Consider the following 22920-nt stretch of genomic DNA (forward strand, 5'->3'; position numbering starts at 1 on the left):
GGCGCCCCGGGCAACCGTCCTGCATCGTGGTGCTCGATGAACAGGTCGATGACGCCCCGCAGCCCCCGTCCCTTCACCGTCACGGTCGCCGCCGTGGCCTCCGGCGCCCTGCTCGCCGCCGGTCTCCCCGCCACGGCCGGTGCAGCTGAACGTGCGGCACCCGTCGCGCCAGCGCAGTCGTCGGCGAACGGCGCGGCCCAGGTCGACGCGCCGGTGCCGGACATCGACTGGCAGCCCTGCGACGACGCCGGGGGTTTCGACTGCGCCGAGATCCAGGTCCCGAGCGACTACGACCGTCCCCACGGCCGGACCACCACGATCGCGCTCACCCGCCTGCCGGCGACCGACACCGAGAACCGGATCGGCAGCGCGCTGGTCAACTTCGGCGGACCGGGCGGACCGGGCGTCGAGACCCTGCACCTGGTCGGCGAGACGATGGTCGACCCCGAGGTCCGGGCCAGGTTCGACCTGGTGAGCTTCGACCCGCGCGGTGTCGGCCAGTCCGACCCGGTGACCTGCTTCCGCGACGCGGAGCGCGAGGAGCAGTTCCTCGCCGGGCTGCCCGAGATGCCGATCACGCGCTCCGACCAGCGCCGCATCGTCGCCGGGTTCGCGCGGATCGCCACCGGCTGCCAGGTCGTGTCCGGGCAGCGCCTGGCGACCGCGTCCACGGCGAACGTGGCGCGGGACATGGATGTGCTGCGACAGGCGCTGGGCGACGAGCAGCTCACCTACATCGGCTACTCCTACGGCACGATCCTGGGCGCCACCTACTCGGCGCTGTTCCCCGAGAGGGTGCGTGCCCTGGTGCTCGACGGCACGATCGACCCGGTCGCCTGGTCCGGCAAGGGCTCGCCGGACCCGATCGCCACCCGCCTCGGGCAGCCGGAGGCCACCGTCGAGACGTTCGCCGAGTTCAACCGCCTGTGCGCCGAGGCCGGTCCCGCCTCCTGCTCGCTGGCCGCCCTGGGCGACCCGGCCGACGTCACCGAGGAGGTCCTCACCACGCTGCGCGAGGGGCCCGTCGAGGTGCCGGACGGCGACGGCGGCACCGTGGCGGTCACGTACGGACAGATGGTCTCGGCCTCGTACACCGCGATGTACGGCACGGCCCAGTGGCCGGACCTGGCGCTCGCGTTCACCCAGGTCGCGGTCGCCGCGGGCATCGGCGAGCAGCCACCGTCGGCGCGGGCGCAGGGTCGGTCGCTGGACGACCTGCTGCGCGAGCTCGGCGTCGTCGAGGACTACCCGTCGCTCGGGAGCTCGCTCGCCGCGCAGTGCATGGACACCGCCGAACCGTTGCCCCTGTGGCGGTACCCGGCCTATGTGGACGACCTGGACGAGGAGTACCCGCACTTCGGGCTCCTGCGCGGGTGGACCGGCGCGGCGTGCGCGGCCACGGTCCTGCGCGACGAGGACGCCTACACCGGGCCGTGGGGCCAGACGACGCAGGCGCCGGTCATGGTGATCGGCACCCGCCACGACCCCGCCACGCCGTACCGCTTCACCGCGCCGTACGCCGATCACTACGACGACGCGCGGGTCATGACGGTCGAGGGCTGGGGGCACACCACCCTGGGTGCGAGCACGTGCGCGGACGCCGCGATCGCGCGGTACCTCGTGGACGGCGAGGCCGACGACGGAGCCACCTGCACCCAGGACATCACCCCCTTCGCGGCGGCGGCGCAGCGTTCCGACCGCGAGGACCTGCGCACGCTGGTCGGTCGGTCCGCCTGGTGGGGCGCCTGACCGGGGCGGCCGGACCCTCGGCCCACCGCGGCGCACGTCACTGACAGCGGCGCCGACCCGCGTTAACCTGGACGGTGGGTCGGCTACCCGGCCCGGACAGGTTTGTGTATCTACCAGGTGCTCCTCGCGCCCACGGCGGCACGACGATCGTGCGGCGGTGCCGCGCTGGAGGAGACCGACGAGCATGACCCTGACGAACGACCGTCCCCGAGCAAGAGGCATCGAGCCGCGCACCACCGTCCCGCAGGCGGTGGGCCCCACCTACTTCCCGCTGGCGTTCGTCGCGCGGCTGCCCTTCGCGATGATGGTCGTCGGTGTGCTCACCCTCGTCGTCGCCGCGACCGACTCCCTGACCCTCGGTGGTGCGACGTCCGGCATGGTGGGCCTGGGAGCCGCGGTGTGCGGGCCGCTGATCGGCGCGTGGGCCGACCGGTCCGGTCAGCGCCGCGCGCTGCTGGCCACCGCCGTGGTGCACAGCATCCTGCTCCTCGTCCTGACGCTGGCGGTGTTCCTCGCCGTGCCCGCCGCCGTGGTGCTCGCCGTCGGGTTCAGCATCGGTGCCAGTGCCCCGCAGGTCCCGCCGATGTCGCGCAGCAGGCTCACCGGCGTCATCCGTACCCGCCTCCCGGCCGCGCGGCGACCCGTGGCGCTGAGCCGGACCATGTCGTACGAGGCCACGGTCGACGAGGTCGTCTTCGTCTTCGGCCCCTTCGTGGTGGGGGCGCTCGCCACCCTGTTCGGACCCGCGGCGCCGATCCTCGCCGCGTCCGCGCTGACGGCGCTCGCCGTCGGCGCGTTCGCCCTCCACTCCTCGGGACGGGTGGCGCCGCCCCCCGGGCCGTCGGCAAGGACGGCGGGCACGACGGCGGCGGGCGCCGCCGGTCCGCCGCCCGTGCAGGCTCCGGTCCGCGAGCTGTTCAGCGGGCGTGTGCTGGTCCTGGTGGCCGGCTTCCTCGGGATCGGGCTGTTCTTCGGCTCGGTGCTCACCGCGCTGTCCGCGTACACCGGGGACGCCGGGCACTCGGAGCGGGCCGGTCTGCTCTACGGGTTCATGGGCATCGGGTCGGCGTTGACGGCGCTCGCGGTGGTGGTGTTCCCTGCGCGGTTCAGCCTGCGGGCGAGGTGGCTGGTCTTCGCCGTCGTGCAGCTCGCCGGGGCCGTCGTCGTGGCGACGGCGTCGTCCACGGGGATGCTGCTCGCCGGGTTGCTGATCGCCGGGCTCGGCATCGGCCCGAGCCTGGTGACGATCTACTCCCTGGGTTCCGAGCGCAGCCCGGTCGGGCGCACCGCGACCGTCATGACGATGCTCGGCTCGGCGATCATCCTCGGGCAGTCGGCGGCGTCGGCCGCGACCGGGTTGCTCGCGGACACGTTCGGCACGTCGGCGGCGATGGCGGTGCCGGTCGTGGCGGCCGGGGTCGTCGCCGGTGCCGCGGCGGCGAACTGGCGCCTCGGGCGAGCGCCCGCCGCCGTGGAGGCTCAGGCTTCAGCCACCGATGCGTGAGCCTGCACGTCATCGAGTCGTGCTCACGCCGCCCGACGGCGGTGCTCGGCAGGGCTGACCCCGCGCACCCGCTTGAACGCGGCGCTCAGCGCGAACGGGGAGGCGTACCCGACGGCTCGCGCCACGGAGGACAGCGTCGCGGCCTCGTCGGCGAGCAGCATGTCGGCGGCGAGGTCGAGGCGCCACCCGGTGAGGTAGGCCATCGGCGGCTCGCCGACCAGCCCGGTGAACCGACGGGCGAACGCGGCGCGCGACAGGCCCACCTCGCGAGCCAGGCCGTCCACGGTCCAGGGCCGGGCGGGGTCGTGGTGGATGAGCCGCAGCGCGGTGCCGACGGCGGGGTCGGCGTCGGCGCGGTACCACCCCGGCCCCTGCGGGTGGTCGAGCCACGCACGCAGGCAGGTGATGAGGAGCAGGTCGAGCAGCCGGTCGAGCACCGACTCCTGGCCGGGCAGGTCCTGGACCACCTCGCGGGCGAGCAGGTCGACCAGGGTGGGGTCGACGTCACCGCGGCGCAGCACCACCCGGTGCGGCAGCACCCGCAGGAGGCGCCGGCCGACGGCGCCGTCGAGCGGGTACGTGCCGGTGATGATCACCGTCTCGCCGTCGAGGTCGTTGCCCCAGGACCGCACGCCGAACACCGTCATCGGTGACGGCCCGCCGTCGATCGCGCGGCACTGGTCGCTCGGGCCGACGACGACGGTCGGCGCGGTCTGCGGAGAGTCGGCCACGACGTAGTGCTCGGGTCCGCGCAGCAGGACGACGTCGCCCGCCTCGACCGTGGTACCGCCGTCGTCACCGGTGCCGTCCGGACCCACCCAGGCCGCACCGCGCAGCACGGGCACGATCGTCAACGGGGCCTCGTCCTCGATCCGCATGCCCCACGGTGCCCGCAGGTGGGAGCGCAGCAGGAACGCGTCCCGGGCGCGGGGACCGTCGAGCAGGCCGGAGACGACGTCCATGCGGCCACCCTAGACCGCTCACGACGGCACGGCGAGACGATCGCATATGCAGCGGAGCGCCTCGGCGATGGATCGTCTCGGGCGACGCCGCTTGACTCGGAGGTGACAGCTCACCACGCCCCTGGAGGTCACCATGTCCCAGCAGCACACGCTCGACACCTCGTTCCTCGCACGGACCGGCGACGTCGCCGCTCGCGGCACCGTCGTCGTCCTCGGCGCGACCGGCAAGACCGGCCGGCGCGTCGCCGACCGGCTCGACGCGCTCGGGGTGCCCGTGCGCCGCGCCTCGCGAGGATCCACCCCGCGCTTCGACTGGGCGGACGAGTCCACCTGGCCGGCGGTGCTCGACGGCGCCGCGGCCGTCTACGTCGCCTACGTTCCCGACCTCGCGGTCGCCGGTGCGCCGGAGACGGTCACCCGGCTCGCCGAGCACGCGCGTGACGCCGGCGTGCAGCGGCTCGTGCTGCTGTCCGGGCGGGGCGAGACCGAGGCCCAGCGCGCCGAGGACCTCGTCGCCGAGGTCTTCCCGGCCCGCACGGTCGTGCGCTGTGCGTTCTTCGCGCAGAACTTCGACGAGAGCTTCCTGCTGGAACCGCTGCTCGCCGGCGAGCTCGCCCTGCCCGTGGACGAGGTGCGCGAACCGTTCGTGGACCTGGAGGACGTCGCCGAGGTGGCGGTCGCCGCCCTGACCGACGACGCGCACGCCGGCCGGGTCTACGAGCTGACCGGCCCGCGCCCGCTCACGTTCGCCGAGGCGGTGTCCGAGATCGGCGCGGCCGCCGGCCGGGACCTGCGGTACGTGCCGATCTCCATGGACGACTTCACCACGGGTCTCGCGGCCCTGGGTGTTCCGGCCGACGAGGTCGACCTGCTGCGCTACCTGTTCACCGAGGTGCTCGACGGCCGCGGCGCGTGGGTCGCCGACGGCGTCCAGCGGGCGCTGGGCCGCCCCGCGCGCGACTTCCGCGAGTACGCCGCGCGGGAGGCGTCCGACTGGGTGCCGGGAGCGGGCGCGTGACCGTGTACGGGGTGCTCGTCGGCGCGGCCGCCGTCGCCACGGGCATGGCCGGGGGAGTGCTCTACGCGTTCTCGGCCTTCGTCATGGCGGGCTTGCGGCGGCTGCCGCCCGACGACGGCGCCGCGGCCATGCGGGCGATCAACCGCGACGCCGTCCGGCCCCCGCTGATGGTGCTGCTGCTCGCGGCGGTCGCGCTGCCCGTGGCGGGCGCCGTCGCCGGCCTGGTGAGCTCCGAGCCGGGTGCTCCCTGGGCGGTCGCCGGGGCGGTGACGACGGTGGTCGGCGTCGTCGGCGTGACCGGTCTGGGCAACGTCCCGCTCAACGACCGGCTGGATGCCGCCGCGGAGCCGGGCGCCGAGTGGCAGCGCTTCGTGCGGCCGTGGCTCCGGTGGAACCACGTGCGCACGGTGGCCGGCGCCCTGGCCGCAGGGATGTGCGTCCTGGCCCTGTGACGACGCGGTGGCCGGTCAGCCGAGCTCGGCGGACAGCACGATCTCCTCGCCGACGTCGAGACGGACGTCCGTGAGCCGCACGCCGGGCGGCAGGGCCTCGGCGAGGTCGATCCGCTGCCCGGCCACCGCCTCCACCCGCCCCTTGGAGGCCGCGAGGAGCGCCCCGACGATCGGGTTGCCGCTGGAGAGCTGGACGTCACCGACGGTGACCACCATGGCGCTGTCCACCGCTGCGGACGCGGTCGCGGTGATCTTGGCCGAGAGGAACATGCCCTTCTTGATCGACGCCTCGACCGCGATCGCGGCGTCCCGGGGGCCGGTCTGGTCGATCTGCAGGTCGAAGCCCGTCAGCTGGATGCCGTTGCCGGACAGCGCCACGGCGAGCAGGCCCTGCACCGTGCCGGCCAGGCCGGCCCGGGAGACCGCCACCCGGGCGCTGCCGGTCACCGGCGAGTCCTCCGACGGCTCGACGAGCTCGGCCCCGACGGACCCGTCTGCCGCCGACACCCAGGCGAATCGCGCGCCCTGCAGCTCGGCGGACAGGTCCACCGGCAGGTCGACGACGGACAGGGGGTGGGCGCCCAGCCGGAGCGTGCGCAGCACGGCGTCGTCACGCGAGACCACGTCCGGGGTCCACGCCGGGTCCACCGGCGCCTCGCCCTGGCTCGGTACGACGGCCACCCCGGTGAGGTCGATGTCGAGGGTGTGCACGTCGGCGCCGTCGAGGTTCGCCTCGATCCGGGCGTCGTCGAGCCCGTGCACCTGGCCGCGCACCGCCTCGCGCACGGTGGCGCGCAGTCGCGCGGCCAGGTCGTCACCCGTCGTGGGGCGCGGGGCTGTACCGAGGGGAAGCAGGGAGTCCATGGTGCCCGAGCCTAACGGGCGCCGAGGCCGGTCCGCGGCACGCCCCGAGGGCTCAGGGAGCCAGCGGGCTGTGCCCGGCTGTCACCTGCTCGCCGTCCGGCACGGGACCGGGCGGGGTGCCGCCGCCCCACGGGTCGTCGCTCAGCTCCTCGCGCCCGTGCGGATCGAGCCAGCCGCGCAGGTCGGGGCCGGCGGGCACGATCCGGGTGGGGTTGATGTCGGTGTGCACCACGTAGTAGTGATCCTTGATCTGCGCGAAGTCCACAGTGTCGCCGAAGCCGGGCAGCTGGAACAGGTCGCGGGCGTAGGCCCACAGGACCGGCATCTCGGTGAGCTTGTTGCGGTTGCACTTGAAGTGCCCGTGGTAGACGGCGTCGAACCGCACCAGCGTCGTGAACAGCCGGATGTCGGCCTCGGTGATCGCGCGGCCCATCAGGAACCGGCGGGTCGCGAGCCGCTCCTCCAACCAGTCGAGGGCGGTGAACAGCCGCACGTACGCCTCGTCGTAGGCCTCCTGGGAACCGGCGAACCCGCACCGGTACACCCCGTTGTTGACCTCGGTGTAGACCCGGCGCATCACGGAGTCCATCTCGGCGCGGTCCTCGGGCACGGCCGGGAGCAACCGTGGGGCGCCCTGGCGGTGGTGCTCGGCCCACTCGGTCGACAGGTCGAGCGTGATCTGCGCGTAGTCGTTCGTCACGACCGCCCCGTCCCGCGTGTCGACCATCGCGGGGACGGTGATGCCGCGCGGGTACTCCGGGTCACGGGCGAAGAACGCCTGCTGCAGCCGCTCGATCCCCAGCACGGGGTCCTTGCCGTCCGGGTCGAGGTCGAACGTCCAGCTCCGCTCGTCGTGCGTGGGCCCTGGCATGCCGATGCTGATCACGTCCTCCAGGCCGAGGAGCCGGCGCACGATGATCGAGCGGTTCGCCCAGGGGCACGCCCGTGCGGCGACCAGCCGGTACCGGCCGGGCTCGACGGGGTAGCCGTCCTCACCGTCGCGGGTGATGCGGGTGGAGATGTAGTTCGCGTCGCGGACGAACTCCTTGCCCTCGACGGTGTACTTGCCACCCTGGGAGTGCTCCGGGAGTTCCGTGGTCGTGCCGTCGTTCACTTCGTCTCCTTCGCGGCGGCCTTGGCCGCCTTCTTGAACGCGCGGACCTCCTGCAGCGTCTCGGCGCTGGTGACGTCCGCGATGGATCGGCGGGAGCCCTCTTCCCCGAACTCGCCGGCAGCCTCCCGCCAGCCGGTCGGCTCCACGCCTCGCTGCTTGCCGAGCAGCGCGAGGAAGATCTTCGCCTTGCGCTCGCCGTAGCCGGGCAGCGCGTTGAGGCGGCGCAGCACCTCGGCGCCGGTGGGCGGCTCGCCGGACGCTCCCGGGTCGGTCCAGATGCGCGAGGCGTCGCCGTCGTAGTCGTCGACGACGGCGCGGGCGACCGCCTGCACCCGCCCGGCCATGGACCGGCCGTAGCGATGGATCGCCGGGGGAGTCGTCGCCATCGTCACGAACGCGTCCGGGTCGGCGTCGGCGATCGCGGCCGGGTCCATCGTGCCGAACCGGTCGAGGATCTTGCGAGGCCCGGCGAACGCGTGCTCCATCGGGTACTGCTGGTCGAGCAGCATGCCGACCAGCAGCGCGAACGGGTCCTCGCTCAGCAGTCGGTCCGTGTCGGCGTCGCCGGTGATCCAGAGGTCGGTAGCCATGCACCCATCCTGCCGGACATCGCCGGTGCCCGCGGCTAGCCTCGGCACATGGCTCGACCCCCTCATGTCCTGGCCGGCAGCCTCGCCGCGACGCTCACCGCCACCGGCATCCTGCACCTCTGGCGTCCCCGCCCGTTCGAGGCGCTGATCCCTCCGGCTCTCGGCTCACCGCGTGCCTGGGTGTACGGCAGCGGTGTCGCCGAGCTGGCGTGCGCGGCGGCGGTCGCGGTGCCGGCCACCCGCCGGGTCGGTGGCCTGGCCACCGCCGCACTGTTCGTCGGGGTGTTCCCCGGCAACGTGAAGATGGCTCTCGACTCGCGGCCCGGGGTGCGCTCGTGGGCGCGTCGGCCCCTGGTCGCCTGGGGCCGGCTGCCGCTGCAGGTCCCGCTGGTGGCCTGGGCCTGGCGGGTGGCCCGCGACGCGTCGGTGCGCTGACCAGCCGTCGTCCACAGCCTGTGGACGACGACGGCACGAAGTCCCCGCGCCGCCGTAGCGTCACGCGGCATGAGAGCACACCACGTCTCGCCCGCCGGCGCGCGCATCGCCCGTACCGCGACCGCCGTCGCCCTGGCCGCGACCATCGGGCTGCTGACGAGTGCCTGCCTGCACGACGGGTCCGCACAGTCGGGCCACGGCGCCCCGGTCGCGGACGAGCCGTCCGACCCGGCTCAGGAACCGTCGGTGCCCCTGGAGGCGGCACCGACCACGGAGGCGGCCGTGGCCGCCCTGGAGCACCACCTCGCGCTGGAGCAGGAGGTGTACCGCACGGGCGACGCGACCGAGCTCGACCAGATGGCTGCCGAGACCTGCGAGACCTGCCGGGTGCGCTGCCAGCTGGCCCTCGACGCGCACGCCGCGGGGTTCGAGGTCGTGGCAGGGCGCGCTCGGGTCGAGCTGGTTCGCCGGGTGCCCGCAGAGGAGGTCGTCCCCGCCGAGCAGCTCGACCCCGAGCTCGACAGGGACATCTACCTGCTGCACACGCGCGTGCACAACACCGAGACGACCCTGCGGACGCCCCACGGCACCGACAGTCACCCCGCCGCCGAGCACGGGCTGGTCGCGACGCTCGTCGCCGGTGCGGAGGGGAGCTGGCACGTCGGGGACCTCACCGAGACGCTGTGAGGCCTCAGCGCTCCTCGAAGGTGAGCACGGGCCGTCCGGTGCGCGGGTGCCGCAGCACGGTGGTGCGCACCCCGTAGACCGGGTCGATCACCTCGGGGACCAGCACCTGCTCGACCGGGCCGGCCGCCACGACGTGCCCGGACGCGCCCGGGGCGAGCACCACGGCGTGGTCGCAGGTGGCGGCGGCCAGCGACAGGTCGTGCAGGGCTGCGAGCACCGTGACGCCCTCGCGGGCCAGCTCACGGACCAGCCGCATCGTGGCGAGCTGTGCCGCGACGTCGAGGTGGTTGGTGGGCTCGTCGAGCAGCAGCACGCGCGGGGCCTGGGCGAGCGCGCGGGCCATGTGCACGCGCTGGCGTTCCCCGCCGGACAGGGTGGTGACCTCACGGTCCGCGAGGCCGAGGGCGCCGACCCTCTCCAGGGCGGCGCGGGCGATCGTATGGTCGTCCTCGCTCGGTCCGGCGAGCAGCGACCGGTGCGGGGTCCGTCCCAGCAGGACGGCGTCCAGCACGGTCACCGGCAGCTCGGTGGCGGCGTCCTGCTCGACGAAGGCCACCGTGCGCGCCCGGCGGCGTCGCGGCATCGCCAGCAGGTCCTCGCGTGCTGCGCCCGAGGGGCCCGGCGCGCCCACCGGATCCGGGGAGGCTGTGCCGGCCAGCGAGACCCTACCGCCGTCGGGTCGCTGCACACCGGCGACGAGCCGCAGCAGGGTCGACTTGCCGGTGCCGTTGGGACCCAGCAGGCCCGTGACCGCTCCGGGCGGCGCGGTGACGTCCACGTCGTCCAGGATCAGGCGCCCCGCCACCGACCACCGGACCCGCTCGGCGGCAAGGCCCGCCCCGCTGGTCCTCCCGGCGGAGGGCTCGGCGACTGTCGACCGTGGACCGGCCTCGAGGCGGGCCTGATCGGAGACCTGCGTCATGAGCGTGCCCGTCCCTTCCAGAGCAGCAGCGCGAACACCGGGGCGCCGATCGCCGCCGTGACGATCCCGACGGGCAGCTCGCGCGGGGCGAAGACGGTGCGGGCCAGGGTGTCCGCCCACATCAGGAACGTCGCCCCGCACAGCATCGACAGCGGCAGCAGGGCACGGTGGCGGGCGCCGACCAGGAGTCGCACCGCGTGGGGGAGGATCAGCCCGACGAACCCGATCGCCCCGGACTGCGAGACGAGCGCGCCGGTCAGCAGCGCGACCACGAGCAGCAGCCCCCAGCGCACCCGCGCCACGGGCACCCCGAGCGCCGCGGCGGAGGTGTCGCCGAACGTGAAGGCGTCCAGCACCGATCCCGTCGAGGCCAGCAGCGTGCCGAGCACGAGCACCGCACCGGCCGTGACGGCCACCGACGTCCAGGTCGCCCCTGCCACGGACCCGAGCAGCCACGACAGGATCTCGCGGTACTGGTCGCCCTTCGCCGACCAGAAGATGACGAAGCTTGTCGCCGCGGCCGCGAGCTGGGACACGGCCAGCCCGGCGAGCACCGTGCGTGCCGGGGACAGCCCGCCGGCCCCCCGCCCCGAGGCCGAGGCGAGGGCGAGCGTGGTCACCAGTGCCGCCGTCGACCCCACGAACGCCGCCACCGGGAGCACCGCCGTCCAGCCCAGCACCAGTACGCATGCGGCACCGAAGGACGCCCCCGAGCTCAGCCCGAGCAGGTAGGGGTCCGCCAGCGGGTTGCGGGTGAGCGACTGCATGACGACGCCGCAGACCGCGAGCCCGGCGCCGACCGCCGCAGCGGTGAGCACCCGGGGCATCCGCAGCTGCCACACGATGCCGTCGGCCAGCGTGTCGGGGGCGCCGATCCCCAGCAGGTCGCCCAGGCCCAACCGGGTGGCCACCACGTGGGCGACGTCCGACGGCGTCAGCCCGGCCGGGCCGATCGCCACCGTGACGACCACGCTGGCCAGGAGCGCCGCCGTCGTCCCGCCCAGCCACACGAGCAGCCGCCCGCGCGACAGCGTGCCCGCCGCGCCCGAGGTGCTCGGGCGCGTGGTGCGGGCGGACGCCGTCGGTGCGTCAGTCATCGATGTCGATCTCCGCGAGCCCCTGGGAGATGCTCAGGGCGGCGTCGGCGTTGCGCACCCCCGCCTCGGAGGCGGGGAAGGGCACGACCAGGAACCGCTCCTCGGCCACGGCGGACAGCTCGGCGGTCGCCGGGTTCTCCTGCAGCCGGGCGATCTTGTCCTCGGCGCTGTTCCACGCCGCGTCGACCAGGACGATGACGTCGGGGTCGGCGTCGACGACCTCCTCCCAGGACATCGAGGTCCAGGTGTCCTCGACCTCCCCGGCGACGTTGCCCAGCCCCACGGCGTCGAGGATCATCTGCGGAGCCCCGATCCCGGCGCCCACGTACGGGATGTCGCTGCCGGAGGAGTACCAGAGCGCCTCGAGCCCGCGGTCGTCGGGGACGATGGCCCCGAGCACGGCGCTCTGCTCCAGCACGACGTCCTCGGCGGTCTCGGCGACGTCGAAGATCTGCCCGACCTCGCGCACGTCCGCCCACACGTCCTCGAAGGTCAGCGGGTTCGGCATGTACCCGGGGTCCTTGCACGCGGCCGGGGCGACATAGCTCGGCACCCCGAGGCTCGCGAGGGTCTCCCGGTCACCGGCGCCGTCCGCCGAGACGTTCGACTCCCAGCCGGCGTAGACGAGGTCCGGCTCCAGCTCCAGGAGTGCCTCCGTGCCCGGGACCTCGTCGCTGAACGGCTCGGCCACGGCCGTTCCCTCGGCCTCCTCCGCGAGCCACTGCGGGACCTCGCCGTCGAGGAACGCCGCACCGACGACCCGGTCGCCCAGCCCGAGAGCGAGCATCGTCTCGGCCGTCGAGGACTTGATGGTCACGACGCGCTCGGGTGCGGCGTCGAACGTCACCTCGGTGCCGCAGTTGTCGAGCGTGAGCGGGTACTGCGTGGCGGCGCCCTCCGCGGCGGGCGCACCCGACGGCGCGGACGTGGCGCCGTCGTCGGCGGTCCCTGTGCCGGACGAGCAGGCGGCCAGGACCAGGACGGTGGCGACGGGCAGGGCGAGAAGGTGCGGACGAGGCACGCGGGAGGCTCCCTCTGAGCGGTTGGCGCACGGCGCGACGAGGCGGGGCGTGCAGGGTGGACGCGGTGCGTCATCTCGCACCGACCGGACCTGCGACCCAGAGGGGAGGGGTCGCACCGACGGGCGAGTCAGGGGTGCCCGTGGTCCGCAGGTCCAGCCTAGTACGCCGTCCGACCAGGCCGGGAGTCCCTTCGTGGAACAGCACGGCAGGCGCACCCGTTGACAGCGGCATGACGACCTCGACCCTCACCCCGACCGACGAGACCATCCGTCGCGTCCTGCAGGACACCACGACCTGGGCCGTGGTGGGCCTGTCCACGAACACGGCCCGCGCGGCGTACGGCGTCGCCAAGACGTTGCAGCGGCACGGCAAGCGGGTCGTGCCCGTGCACCCCTCGGCACCGACGGTGCACGGCGAGCAGGGCTTCGCCACCCTCGCCGAGATCCCTTTTCCCGTCGACGTCGTGGACGTCTTCGTGCGTTCCGAGCTCGCCGGGGACATCGCGGACCAGGCGATCGCGGCGGGAACCCGCGCCGTCTGGTTCCAGCTCGACGTGATCGACCAGGTCGCCGCCGCGCGCGTCCGGGACGCCGGGCTGGACATGGTGATGGACCGCTGCCCGGCCATCGAGCTGCCCCGGCTCGGCATCGCCTGAGCCGACTCGGGAGCACGACCACTCCTTACGAGCCGGTGACGGATGGCGCCCGTGCGCTGGTGAGCGTGCGTCGCGGTGACACAGTGGTCGGCATGGACCACAGCACCGGCGGCCGCTGGGCCGCCCTCGCCGGCGTCGTCGCCGCCGGGGCAGGGCTGGCGGCGGCCGAGCTGGTCGCCGCCGTCGTCGACCCCGCCGCCTCGCCCGTGCTCGCGCTGGGCGCTGCCTTCGTCGACGTCGTCCCGCCCTGGCTCAAGGACGTCGCCGTGGAGTGGTTCGGCACGGCGGACAAGGCCGTGCTGCTGGCGACGATGGGACTGGTCCTGGTGGCCGGTGCGGCGCTCGCGGGCTGGTTGCAGCACCGGCGTCCGCCGTGGGGTGGCGCCCTGCTGGGCGCGGTCGGCGTGGCGCTCGCGCTGATCGCGGTGAACCGTCCGGGCGCCACCGCCGTGTGGGCGGTGCCGAGCCTGCTCGGCGTCGGGGCTGCGGTCGTGCTGCTGCGCGTGCTCGTCGCCCGGGTGCCGGCGTCGTCGGCCGCCCTGCCGGCCGCGCTGCCGGTCACCGTGCCCGCTGGCGGGGAGGTCACCGCGCTGCCCGGTGACGGTCCCTCGCGCCGCTCGTTCCTGGCCTGGACCGGAGCGACCGCGGCCGGTGCGATCGTGGCGCTGGTGGCCGCGCGCGTGGTGTCGGCGGGAAGCCGGGCGGTCGAGGTGGTCCGCGAGGCGATCCGGTTGCCTGCTGCCGCGACCCCGGCGCCCGCCGTCCCCCCGGGCGCCGACCTCGGTGTCCCCGGCGCGGACCCGTACATCAGCCCGAACGACGGCTTCTACCGCATCGACACCGCGCTGCGGATCCCGACCGTCGACCCGGCCGACTGGTCCCTGCGGGTCACCGGACTGGTCGACGAGCCCTTCGAGCTCACCTGGGACGAGCTGCTCGCGCTGCCGCTGACCGAGCACCACGTCACCCTGGCCTGCGTGTCGAACGCGGTCGGCGGGGACCTCATCGGCAACGCGCTGTGGCTCGGCTACCCGATCCGTGAGCTGCTCGCCCGCGCCAGGCCGCAGGCGGACGCCGACATGGTGCTCTCGTCCAGCGTCGACGGCTGGACGGCCGGCACGCCGTTGGAGGTGCTGACCGACCCGGACCGCGAGAGCCTGCTGGCGATCGGCATGAACGGCGAGCCGCTGCCCGAGCGGCACGGCTTCCCGGCGCGGCTCGTGGTGCCGGGGCTGTACGGGTACGTCTCGGCGACCAAGTGGGTCACCGAGCTGAAGGTCACCCGGTTCGCCGACGACGAGGGCTACTGGACGCCGCGCGGCTGGTCGGCCCTCGGTCCGGTGAAGCTGCAGTCGCGCATCGACGTGCCGCGCTCGGGCTCCGTCGGGGCCGGCGAGGTGGTCGTTGCCGGCGTCGCCTGGGCGCAGCACACCGGCATCGACGCGGTCGAGGTCAGCATCGACGACGGCCCGTGGCAGGCCGCCGAGGTCGCCGACACCGTCGGACCGGACACGTGGCGGCAGTGGCGGTACGTGTGGGACGCGCCGCCCGGCGACCACACGATCACGGTGCGGGCCACCGACGCCGACGGCGAGGTCCAGACGAGCGACCAGGCGCCGCCCGCCCCCGACGGCGCCACCGGCTGGCACTCCGTGCAGGTCAGCGTCGGCTGACCTCTCCCCGGACGGGCGCGGCAGGTCAGGCGCGCGCCTCGAACGCGAGCCGGGCACCGAAGGCGACGAGCAACCCTCCGGTGACCCGGTCGAGCCAGCGCACGGCACCCGAGCGGCGCAGACGTGGCCCGGCGACGCCGGCACCGAGCAGGACCGCCGAGAGCCAGAGCGTGCCGAGCACGCAGTGCACGGTGGCGAGCAGCAGCCCCATGAGCAACGGGTTCACCCCGGCAGGTGTGAACTGCGGGATGGCCGCCACGTAGAAGACGCCGACCTTGGGGTTCATCAGGTTCGTGCCCAGACCCAGACCGAAGTGCCGCCATCGGCCCGACGCGGGTGGGGGTGCCCCGACGGCGCCGTCCTCGACGCGCCGGCGCAGAGAGGCCGCGATCATCGACACGCCCATCCACACGAGGTAGACGGCGCCGGCGATCGTCAGCACGCGGTACGCCGTCTGGCTCGCGGCGAGCAGCGCCGCGGCTCCACCGGCCGCGGCAGCCCCCCACAGCAGGGTGCCGACCTGGATGCCGCCGAGGGCCGCGACGCCGTGCCGGCGCGAACGCGTCAGCGTGCTGCGGAGCACGAGCGCGGTGTCCATGCCGGGGATGACGGTCAGCAGCCCGGCCACGACGACGAAGGCCAGCACGGCCTGGGTGACGGTCACGGCGTCACGGTAGCGCCTCAGGGGCGCACGGCGAGCGCCACGGCGCGGGCGACCGGTCCAGGGTCGTCGCGCAGCATCCCGACCGTCAGTCGAAGGTGCCCGTCCGCCCGACCAGCGTGCGCGCGACCGGCGCGGAACGGTGCGCCCACCGCGACGCGGACCCCTGCGGCCTCGAGGCGGGTCCGCGCGGTGGCCTCGTCGTCGACCGCGAGCCACAGGTTCACGCCGTCGCCGGCCTGCACGTCGAGGCCCTGGCGGGCGAGTGCAGCGACGAACCCGCGCTGACGCGCAAAGTACATCCGGCGGGCGTGCTCCACGGCCGCGACCGCCGTGGAGTCCGTCAGCAGGTCCACCAGGACACGCTGCAGCAGACGGCTGGTCCAGCCCGGGCCGAGCATCCGCCGGGCCACGAGCGGATCGAGGACCCGTGCCGGTCCGCCGACGGCGGCGATCCGCAGGTCGGGGCCGTGCGACTTGGAGTAGGAGCGCACGTGCACCACCTGGTCCGGCAGGTACGACCCGAGGCTGACGTCCCGCGCGGAGGAGATCAGGCCGGAGTGGTCGTCCTCGATGACGGCGACGCCGGGACCGAGCCGTCGGAGCAGACCGGCCAGCTCACGTGCCCGGGTGGGGGTCAGGCTGCGCCCGGTCGGGTTCTGCGCCCGAGGCTGGAGCACGACGGCTCGCACCCCCCGGCCGAGGGCCGCCGCCAGAGACCGGTGACGTACCCCGCGCTCGTCGAGCTCCAGCGGCACACGCTCCAGGCCGAGCTGGTCGAGAAGGTCGAACGTCGGGGGGAAGCCGGGGTCCTCGACGGCGACGCGGTCGCCGAACCCGACGACCTGCTCCAGCGTGCGGCCGATCGCATCGAGCGCGCCGTCGACGACGGTGACGCGTTGCGGGCTGAAGGGCCACGTCTCACGCGTCAGGGTCTCCAGCTCGGGCAGCACAGGCGACTCGAGATAGCTGCTGGTGTCGGCCGCCGGAACGTGGTGGGCGGCACGTGCGAGCGCCGGACCGAGTCGGGGCAGGAGGTCGGCGTCGGGGGTGCCGCTGGACAGGTCGACGCGCGGTGCACCGGGAGCCGCGCCCGCCTGGTCGGCCGGGGCGCCGGCGTCGGCCGCCATGGACCGGTAGCGAGGTGGCAGCCAGCTGCGCGGGGCGGGCAGGACGGAGGTCCCCGCCCGGCCGCGCGAGGTGACGAGCCCGACGGCGGACATCGCCTGGAACGCGCCGCTGACCGTCGCCGGGCTGACCCCCAGCTCGCGGGCCAGGTCGCGCACGGTCGGCAACCGGTCCCCGGTGCGCAGCGCGCCGGAACGGACGAGACGCGAGAGCGAGGCGGCGATGCCGCGAGGGCTGCGCTCGGCGACCTCGGCGGCGATCCGGGCGGCGTCGTAGGAGGGCTCCATGCGGTCATCGTGCCTGCCCGTGAGGCCCGGAACCGCAGTGTTTACGTGGCCGACCCCGATGGACCCGGCATCGAAACCCAGGGTTACGCCGCAGAAATGTTCAAGCCACAGAGTCACGTTCGTCGTCATCTCGTGGGAGGCCCGGCCGACCGCGACGGATCTTCGGAAGGTCGTAGACATGAGCGTGGTACGCGTCGCATTCACCCAGGCCCGGTGGACCGGTGACAAGGAGTCGATGATCGCCCTGCACGAGCAGTGGGCGCGGGAGGCGGCCTCGCAGGGCGCACAGGTCGTCGCGTTCCAGGAGCTGTTCTACGGGCCCTACTTCGGGATCACCCAGGACACGGAGTACTACGACTACGCCGAGTCGGTGCCGGGCCCGACGGTCGACCGGTTCGCCGCGCTGGCCAAGGAGCTGGGTGTCGTCATGGTGCTCCCGGTCTACGAGGAGGAGCAGCCCGGGGTGCTCTACAACACCGCGGCGGTGATCGACGCGGACGGCACCTACCTCGGCAAGTACCGCAAGCACCACATCCCGCACCTGCCGAAATTCTGGGAGAAGTTCTACTTCCGTCCCGGCAACCTCGGCTACCCGGTCTTCGAGACGGCGGTCGGCAGGATCGGCGTCAACATCTGCTACGACCGGCACTTCCCGGAGGGCTGGCGTGTGCTCGCGCTGAACGGTGCCGAGATCGTCTTCAACCCGAACGCGACCGCGCCCGGCGTCTCCAACCGGCTGTGGGAGATCGAGCAGCCGGCGGCCGCCGCCGCGAACGGCATCTTCGTCGTCGCGAACAACCGGGTCGGCCGGGAGGACAACGAGTACGGCGACGAGGCGGTGGCGTTCTACGGCAGCTCCTACGCCGTGGGACCGGACGGCAACTACGTGGGTGACGTCGCCAGCGCCACCGAGGACGAGCTCGTCATCCGTGACCTCGACCTGGGCCAGATCCGCGAGGTGCGCGAGCGCTGGCAGTTCTTCCGCGACCGCCGGCCCGACGCCTACGGGCCGATCTCGGCTCCCTGACCGGCACCCACCGCGACCTGCCAGCCCTGGAGGCCCCCATGAAGACCCTCATCACCGGCGGGACCGTCGTCAACGCGTCCGGCCGCTCCCGTGCCGACGTCCTGATCGACGGCGAGAAGGTCGTCGCCCTGCTCGACCCGGGCTCCACGGCCCTCGGCGTGGACCTCGCGGCCAGCGTGGACACGGTGATCGACGCGACCGGCAAGTACGTGGTGCCGGGCGGCATCGACGCGCACACCCACATGGAGATGCCCTTCGGCGGCACGTTCGCCTCGGACACCTTCGCCACCGGGACGACGGCGGCCGCCTGGGGCGGGACGACGACGATCGTCGACTTCGTCGTCCAGTACCCGGAGCAGAACGTGCTCGACCAGTACGCGCTCTGGCACGAGAAGGCCGCCGGGAGCTGTGCCGTCGACTACGGGTTCCACCAGATCCTCTCGGACGTGCAGGACTCCTCCCTGCAGGCCATGGACGAGCTGATCGACGAGGGCGTGACCAGCTTCAAGCTGTTCATGGCCTACAAAGGGGTCTTCCTCTCCGACGACGGCCAGATCCTGCGGGCCATGCAGAAGGCGGCCGACAACGGCGCGATGATGATGATGCACGCGGAGAACGGCGCCGTCATCGACGTCCTGGTGCAGCAGGCGCTCGCCGCGGGCAACACCTCGCCGTTCTTCCACGGCACGACCCGACCCTGGCAGGCGGAGGCCGAGGCGACGTCGCGAGCGATCATGCTCGCCGACCTGACCGGCGCGCCGCTGTACGTGGTGCACGTCTCCGCCAAGCAGGCCGTCGAGCAGATCGCGCTCGCCCGCGACCGCGGCCAGAACGTGTTCGGCGAGACGTGCCCGCAGTACCTGTACCTGTCGCTGGAGGAGCAGCTCGGCGCCCGCAGCGAGCAGTGGGGCGACTTCGAGGGCGCCAAGTGGGTGTGCTCGACGCCGCTGCGCTCGCGGGCCGAGGGCCACCAGGACCACATGTGGCAGGCGCTGCGCACCAACGACCTGCAGCTCGTCTCGACCGACCACTGCCCCTTCTGCATGGCCGACCAGAAGGAGCTGGGCACGGGGGACTTCTCGAAGATCCCCAACGGCATCGGCTCGGTCGAGCACCGGATGGACCTCATGTACCAGGGCGTCGTCACCGGCCGGATCAGTCTCGAGCGCTGGGTCGAGATCACCTCCGTCACCCCGGCGCGGATGTTCGGCATGTACGGGCGCAAGGGCGTCATCGCCCCGGGCGCCGACGCCGACGTCGTCGTCTACGACCCCGCCGGGCACACCAGCATCGGGGTGGGCAAGACCCACCACATGAACATGGACTACTCGGCCTGGGAGGGCTACGAGATCGACGGGCACGTCGACACGGTCCTGTCCCGTGGCCGCGTGATCGTCCAGGACGACGCCTTCGTGGGCGAGGTCGGCCACGGCCGGTACGTCAAGCGTGACCTGACCCAGTACCTCGTCTGACGGCACCCGCCGACCAACCTCAGGAGATTCCTCATGGACTTCGGTGTCGTCCTCCAGACCGACCCGCCCGCCTCGCGCGTCGTCGAGCTCACCCGCCAGGCCGAGAACCACGGCTTCGACTACGCGTGGACCTTCGACTCGCACCTGCTGTGGCAGGAGCCGTTCGTCATCTACTCGGCGATGCTCGCCGCCACCCGCCGGATCACGGTGGGCCCGATGGTCACCAACCCCGCGACCCGGGACTGGACGGTCCTGGCCTCGCTGTTCGCCACCCTCAACGACATGTACGGCAACCGCACCATCTGCGGGATCGGTCGGGGCGACTCCGCGGTACGCACCCTCAACGGACGGCCGTCGAACCTGGCCACGCTGCGCGACGCCGTCCACGTCATCCGCGAGCTCGGCAACTCCCGGCCGGTCGAGCTCGGCGACCGCACGGTGCAGTTCCCGTGGAGCAAGGGCTCGGTGCTGGACGTCTGGGTGGCCGCCTACGGGCCGCGGGCGCTCGCGCTGACGGGGCAGGTGGGGGACGGCTTCATCCTGCAGCTCGCCGACCCGGACATCGCCGCCTGGATGATCCGCGCGGTGCGCGACTCGGCGGAGGCCGCCGGACGTGACCCGGACGAGGTCGCGTTCTGCGTCGCGGCGCCGGCCTACACCGGCGACGGCGCCTCCCCGGCGGCGCGCGCCCACATGCGTGAGCAGTGCCGGTGGTTCGGCGGCATGGTCGGCAACCACGTGGCGGACATCGTGTCGCGGTACGGCACGGACTCGGCGATCCCGAAGGCCCTGACCGACTACGTCCGCGACCGCGAGGGGTACGACTACAACGAGCACGGCCGGGCCGGGAACACCCACACCCGGTTCGTCCCCGACGAGATCGTCGAGCGGTTCTGCGTGCTCGGCTCGCCCGCGGAGCACGTCGCCAAGCTGGAGGCGCTGCGCGACCTGGGCGTCACCCAGTTCGCCGCCTACCTGCAGCACGACAACAAGGACGACACGCTGCGCACCTACGGCGAGCGCGTCATCCCCGCGATGCGCGAGCTGGTGGCGGCGAGCGCATGAGACGCCAGGTCCTCACCGGTACCGCCGGGGTGATCTCCCTGGTCGCGCTGTGGGAGGGGTACAAGCTCCTCGCGCCCGACGACGGCGTGGTCGTCGCCGGGATGACGGTGCTGCCGCGCGCGAACGACGTCGCCATGCCGCACTTGTGGGACATGGCGGCCCGGGCGGCCGCGCCGGTGACGTCCGCCCCCGGGGCCGACCCGCTGTGGCTCGCCGTGGGGCAGGCCGCGGCGTTCACGCTCGGGGTCGCCGCGGTGGGCTGGGTGATCGGCGTGACCGTCGGTCTGCTCACGGCGACCCTCATGCAGAGGTTCCGCACGGCGGAGTCCGCCCTGCTGCCGTGGGTCGTGCTCAGCCAGACCGTCCCGCTCATCGCGCTCGCCCCGCTGGTGCGCCGCTGGGGGAGCCAGCTCGAGATCGGCGCGTTCGCCTGGCAGGACTGGATGTCGGTGGCCGTCATCGCCTCCTACCTCGCGTTCTTCCCGGTCTCCGTCGGGGCGCTGCGCGGGCTGTCCTCGCCCGACGCCGTCCACGTCGACCTGCTGCGGTCCTACGGGGTGGGCTGGTGGCGCACCTACTCCACGCTGCGGCTGCCCGCCGCGGTGCCCCACCTGCTGCCCGCCGTGCGCCTGGCCGCAGCCAACGCCGTCGTCGGCGCCGTCGTCGCCGAGGTCTCCATCGGCCTGCGCGGCGGCATCGGCCGCATGATCGTCGAGTTCGGCGCCAGCGCGAGCGCCGACCCGGCCAAGCAGTGGTCGCCCATCGCCGGCGCCGTCGTCGTCGGCCTCGTCGCCGCGGGCGTGTGCGTCCTGCTCTCCCGTGCCCTGGACCGCTACCGCGTCTCGGAGGTCTCATGAGTGCCACCGCCCCCACCAGCCGGTCCGCCCGGTCCGGTCCCGTCGAGCCGGTCGGCCCACCGGACGGCTCCGCCGCCACGGCAGCCGCGGCCGCGGTCGAGGTGCGCGGCGTCAGCCGTCGGTTCGCCTCGCGGTCGGGCGACGTGGTGGCGCTCTCGGACGTCGACCTCACCGTGCGGGCAGGGGAGTTCGTCTCGCTCATCGGCCCGTCCGGGTGCGGCAAGTCGACGCTCCTGCGCCTGATCGCCGACCTCGACCGGCCGACCGGCGGCGAGCTGACGGTCTTCGGCAGGCCGCCGCACGTGGCGCGGCAGAACCATGACTTCGGCATCGCGTTCCAGCAGGCCGGCCTGCTGCCCTGGCGATCGGTCCGGGCCAACGTCGAGCTCCCGCTCGAGCTGCACGGCACCGGTCGCGCTGCGCGACGTGCCCGGGCCGCAGAGCTGCTCGGGCTCGTCGGTCTCGCCGACTTCGCCGACCACCGCCCGGACCAGCTCTCGGGCGGGATGCAGCAGCGGGTCGCGATCGCCCGGGCGCTCGCCGAGAGCCCCAGCCTGCTGCTCATGGACGAGCCGTTCGGCGCGCTCGACGAGATGACCCGTGAGCACGTCCAGACGGAGCTGCTGAGGCTGCGGGCGGAGTCCGGTGCCGCCGTCGTCTTCGTCACCCACTCCATCCCCGAGGCCGTGTACCTCTCGGACCGGGTCGTCGTGATGTCCGCCCGGCCGGGCCGGGTCCGCGAGATCGTGCCGGTCGCGCTCGGCAGCGCCGGTGACCGGACCGAGGAGCTGCGCGAGGACGACCAGTTCTTCGACCGGGTGCGGGCCGTGCGCGAGGCGCTCCACGGCACGGACCCCGCCGACGGCACCGCGCGCGGGGTGGACCAGCGGTGAGGGCGGCCGGCCGGTGGCGTGAGGTTCTCGCGCCCGTCCTGCTCGGTGTCGTGGCGCTGCTGGCGTGGCAGGCGACCGTGATCGGCCTGGAGCTCCGGCCGTTCGTCGTGCCGAGCCCCACCGCGATCGGCGAGCAGCTCGTGGACCACGCCGCGGTGATCGCGGCGGCGAGCTGGTCGACGGCTCGCAACGCCTTCTGGGGACTGGTGATCGGTGTGGCCGTGGCGCTGCTGGCCGCCGCGGTGTCCGCCGCCGTGCGGGTGGTGGACGAGATGACCGCGCCGCTCGTCGCCGCGGCCGCCGTCGTGCCGATCGTGGCGCTGGCCCCGGTGCTGTACACGATGTTCGGCGCGAACGCGCAGACCGCACGGGTCGTCGTGGCCGCGATCGTGTCGTTCGTCCCGGTCTACGTCAACACGCTGCGGGGCCTGCGGACGGTCACGCCGGTCCACCGTGACCTCATGCGGGTCTACGCGGCGACCCGCCGCCAGGCGACACGGGTGGTCACCCTCCCCGGAGCGCTGCCGTTCTTCTTCTCCGGGCTGCGGGTCGCGGCGTCCGTGGCCGTCATCTCCGCCCTGGTCGCCGAGTACTTCGGCGGTCCGGTGGACGGGCTCGGCAAGGCGATCACCTCTGCCGTGTCGTCGAGCAACTACCCGCTCGCCTGGGCCTACGTCGTCGGGGCCGTCGTCATCGGCCTCGTCTTCTTCTGCGCCACGCTCGCCCTCGAGCGCGGTGTGCTCCACCGCGGGAACCTCCGCCAGCGACCCTGAACGACCACGAGAG

At 73.7% G+C, this 22920-nt stretch carries 23 protein-coding genes; 14 read left to right on the forward strand and 9 right to left on the reverse strand.

Annotated elements, in window-relative coordinates; translation table 11 throughout:
* Positions 1–48: 48 nt before the first annotated feature.
* On the forward strand, positions 49–1749 hold the full coding sequence (locus tag HDG69_RS06630; protein WP_171782892.1) for an alpha/beta fold hydrolase: 1701 nt from the start codon (positions 49–51) through the stop codon (positions 1747–1749).
* A 184-nt stretch (positions 1750–1933) separates the two neighbouring features.
* Positions 1934–3253: an MFS transporter gene (locus tag HDG69_RS06635; RefSeq protein ID WP_171782893.1), complete on the forward strand. Its 1320-nt coding sequence runs from the start codon at positions 1934–1936 to the stop codon at positions 3251–3253.
* Between the two features lie 23 nt (positions 3254–3276).
* On the opposite strand, the gene HDG69_RS06640 is transcribed toward HDG69_RS06635, so the two are convergent.
* Positions 3277–4215: an AraC family transcriptional regulator gene (locus HDG69_RS06640; RefSeq protein ID WP_171782894.1), complete on the reverse strand. Its 939-nt coding sequence runs from the start codon at positions 4213–4215 to the stop codon at positions 3277–3279.
* Between the two features lie 133 nt (positions 4216–4348).
* Here HDG69_RS06640 and HDG69_RS06645 point away from each other — a divergent pair, with 133 nt between their 5' ends.
* Positions 4349–5233, forward strand: coding sequence for a Rossmann-fold NAD(P)-binding domain-containing protein (locus HDG69_RS06645; RefSeq protein ID WP_171782895.1), 885 nt, complete (start codon positions 4349–4351; stop codon positions 5231–5233).
* Positions 5230–5685 carry an anthrone oxygenase family protein gene (locus tag HDG69_RS06650; protein ID WP_216645167.1) on the forward strand — a complete coding sequence of 152 codons (456 nt, stop codon included), beginning with the start codon at positions 5230–5232 and terminating at the stop codon, positions 5683–5685. Before HDG69_RS06645 ends, HDG69_RS06650 begins: the two co-directional genes overlap by 4 nt.
* A 15-nt stretch (positions 5686–5700) precedes the next feature.
* Here the strand turns inward: HDG69_RS06650 and HDG69_RS06655 are convergent, their stop codons facing one another.
* Genes HDG69_RS06655 through HDG69_RS06665 form a run of 3 tightly spaced genes read right to left on the reverse strand, consistent with a single transcriptional unit; the run spans position 5701 to position 8253 of the window.
* Entirely contained in the window at positions 5701–6549 is an 849-nt protein-coding gene (locus HDG69_RS06655) for a hypothetical protein (RefSeq protein WP_171782896.1), read from the reverse strand.
* Between the two features lie 52 nt (positions 6550–6601).
* The gene (locus HDG69_RS06660) at positions 6602–7663 is read right to left on the reverse strand and encodes a glutathione S-transferase C-terminal domain-containing protein (RefSeq protein ID WP_171782897.1); all 1062 of its coding nucleotides are present in this window, start codon (positions 7661–7663) and stop codon (positions 6602–6604) included.
* Complete coding sequence (locus HDG69_RS06665; RefSeq protein ID WP_171782898.1) at positions 7660–8253, reverse strand: HhH-GPD-type base excision DNA repair protein; 594 nt, start codon at positions 8251–8253, stop codon at positions 7660–7662. The genes HDG69_RS06660 and HDG69_RS06665 overlap by 4 nt, the downstream gene beginning before the upstream one ends.
* Positions 8254–8301: 48 nt before the next feature.
* On the opposite strand from HDG69_RS06665, the gene HDG69_RS06670 reads away from it, so the two are divergent.
* Entirely contained in the window at positions 8302–8688 is a 387-nt protein-coding gene (locus HDG69_RS06670) for a DoxX family protein (RefSeq protein ID WP_171782899.1), read from the forward strand.
* A gap of 69 nt (positions 8689–8757) precedes the next feature.
* Positions 8758–9375, forward strand: a complete 618-nt coding sequence (locus HDG69_RS06675; RefSeq protein ID WP_171782900.1) for a hypothetical protein — start codon at positions 8758–8760, stop codon at positions 9373–9375.
* 4 nt (positions 9376–9379) lie between these two features.
* Here HDG69_RS06675 and HDG69_RS06680 read toward each other — a convergent pair whose 3' ends face one another.
* The 3 genes from HDG69_RS06680 to HDG69_RS06690 are packed head-to-tail and all read right to left on the reverse strand — an operon-like array spanning position 9380 to position 12415.
* Positions 9380–10297, reverse strand: a complete 918-nt coding sequence (locus tag HDG69_RS06680) for an ABC transporter ATP-binding protein (protein ID WP_171782901.1) — start codon at positions 10295–10297, stop codon at positions 9380–9382.
* The gene (locus tag HDG69_RS06685; RefSeq protein ID WP_171782902.1) at positions 10294–11394 is read right to left on the reverse strand and encodes a putative F420-0 ABC transporter permease subunit; all 1101 of its coding nucleotides are present in this window, start codon (positions 11392–11394) and stop codon (positions 10294–10296) included. Before HDG69_RS06685 ends, HDG69_RS06680 begins: the two co-directional genes overlap by 4 nt.
* Positions 11387–12415, reverse strand: a complete 1029-nt coding sequence (locus tag HDG69_RS06690; protein WP_171782903.1) for a putative F420-0 ABC transporter substrate-binding protein — start codon at positions 12413–12415, stop codon at positions 11387–11389. Before HDG69_RS06690 ends, HDG69_RS06685 begins: the two co-directional genes overlap by 8 nt.
* A 230-nt stretch (positions 12416–12645) precedes the next feature.
* Here HDG69_RS06690 and HDG69_RS06695 point away from each other — a divergent pair, with 230 nt between their 5' ends.
* Complete coding sequence (locus HDG69_RS06695) at positions 12646–13071, forward strand: CoA-binding protein (protein ID WP_171782904.1); 426 nt, start codon at positions 12646–12648, stop codon at positions 13069–13071.
* A 92-nt stretch (positions 13072–13163) separates the two neighbouring features.
* A complete protein-coding gene (locus HDG69_RS06700) occupies positions 13164–14744 on the forward strand; it encodes a molybdopterin-dependent oxidoreductase (RefSeq protein ID WP_171782905.1) in 1581 nt (526 codons plus the stop codon).
* 25 nt (positions 14745–14769) lie between these two features.
* Here the strand turns inward: HDG69_RS06700 and HDG69_RS06705 are convergent, their stop codons facing one another.
* The gene (locus tag HDG69_RS06705) at positions 14770–15408 is read right to left on the reverse strand and encodes a LysE family transporter (protein WP_171782906.1); all 639 of its coding nucleotides are present in this window, start codon (positions 15406–15408) and stop codon (positions 14770–14772) included.
* A gap of 17 nt (positions 15409–15425) precedes the next feature.
* Positions 15426–16820 carry an aminotransferase class I/II-fold pyridoxal phosphate-dependent enzyme gene (locus tag HDG69_RS06710; protein ID WP_171782907.1) on the reverse strand — a complete coding sequence of 465 codons (1395 nt, stop codon included), beginning with the start codon at positions 16818–16820 and terminating at the stop codon, positions 15426–15428.
* A 178-nt stretch (positions 16821–16998) separates the two neighbouring features.
* Between HDG69_RS06710 and HDG69_RS06715 the strand changes: the two genes are divergently transcribed.
* Genes HDG69_RS06715 through HDG69_RS06740 form a run of 6 tightly spaced genes read left to right on the forward strand, consistent with a single transcriptional unit; the run spans position 16999 to position 22907 of the window.
* Positions 16999–17847, forward strand: coding sequence for a nitrilase-related carbon-nitrogen hydrolase (locus tag HDG69_RS06715; protein ID WP_171782908.1), 849 nt, complete (start codon positions 16999–17001; stop codon positions 17845–17847).
* A 38-nt stretch (positions 17848–17885) separates the two neighbouring features.
* Positions 17886–19319 (forward strand): dihydropyrimidinase, encoded by a 1434-nt coding sequence (gene hydA / locus HDG69_RS06720; RefSeq protein WP_171782909.1) that lies wholly within the window; start codon positions 17886–17888, stop codon positions 19317–19319.
* 33 nt (positions 19320–19352) lie between these two features.
* Positions 19353–20384: a TIGR03842 family LLM class F420-dependent oxidoreductase gene (locus HDG69_RS06725; RefSeq protein ID WP_171782910.1), complete on the forward strand. Its 1032-nt coding sequence runs from the start codon at positions 19353–19355 to the stop codon at positions 20382–20384.
* Entirely contained in the window at positions 20381–21241 is an 861-nt protein-coding gene (locus tag HDG69_RS06730; protein ID WP_171782911.1) for an ABC transporter permease, read from the forward strand. The genes HDG69_RS06725 and HDG69_RS06730 overlap by 4 nt, the downstream gene beginning before the upstream one ends.
* A complete protein-coding gene (locus HDG69_RS06735; RefSeq protein WP_171782912.1) occupies positions 21238–22134 on the forward strand; it encodes an ABC transporter ATP-binding protein in 897 nt (298 codons plus the stop codon). Before HDG69_RS06730 ends, HDG69_RS06735 begins: the two co-directional genes overlap by 4 nt.
* Positions 22131–22907 (forward strand): ABC transporter permease subunit, encoded by a 777-nt coding sequence (locus tag HDG69_RS06740; RefSeq protein WP_171782913.1) that lies wholly within the window; start codon positions 22131–22133, stop codon positions 22905–22907. The genes HDG69_RS06735 and HDG69_RS06740 overlap by 4 nt, the downstream gene beginning before the upstream one ends.
* The last annotated feature ends 13 nt before the right edge of the window (positions 22908–22920 follow it).

Source organism: Isoptericola halotolerans, assembly GCF_013149785.1.
In the GTDB taxonomy this organism is placed as follows: Bacteria; Actinomycetota; Actinomycetes; order Actinomycetales; family Cellulomonadaceae; genus Isoptericola; species Isoptericola halotolerans.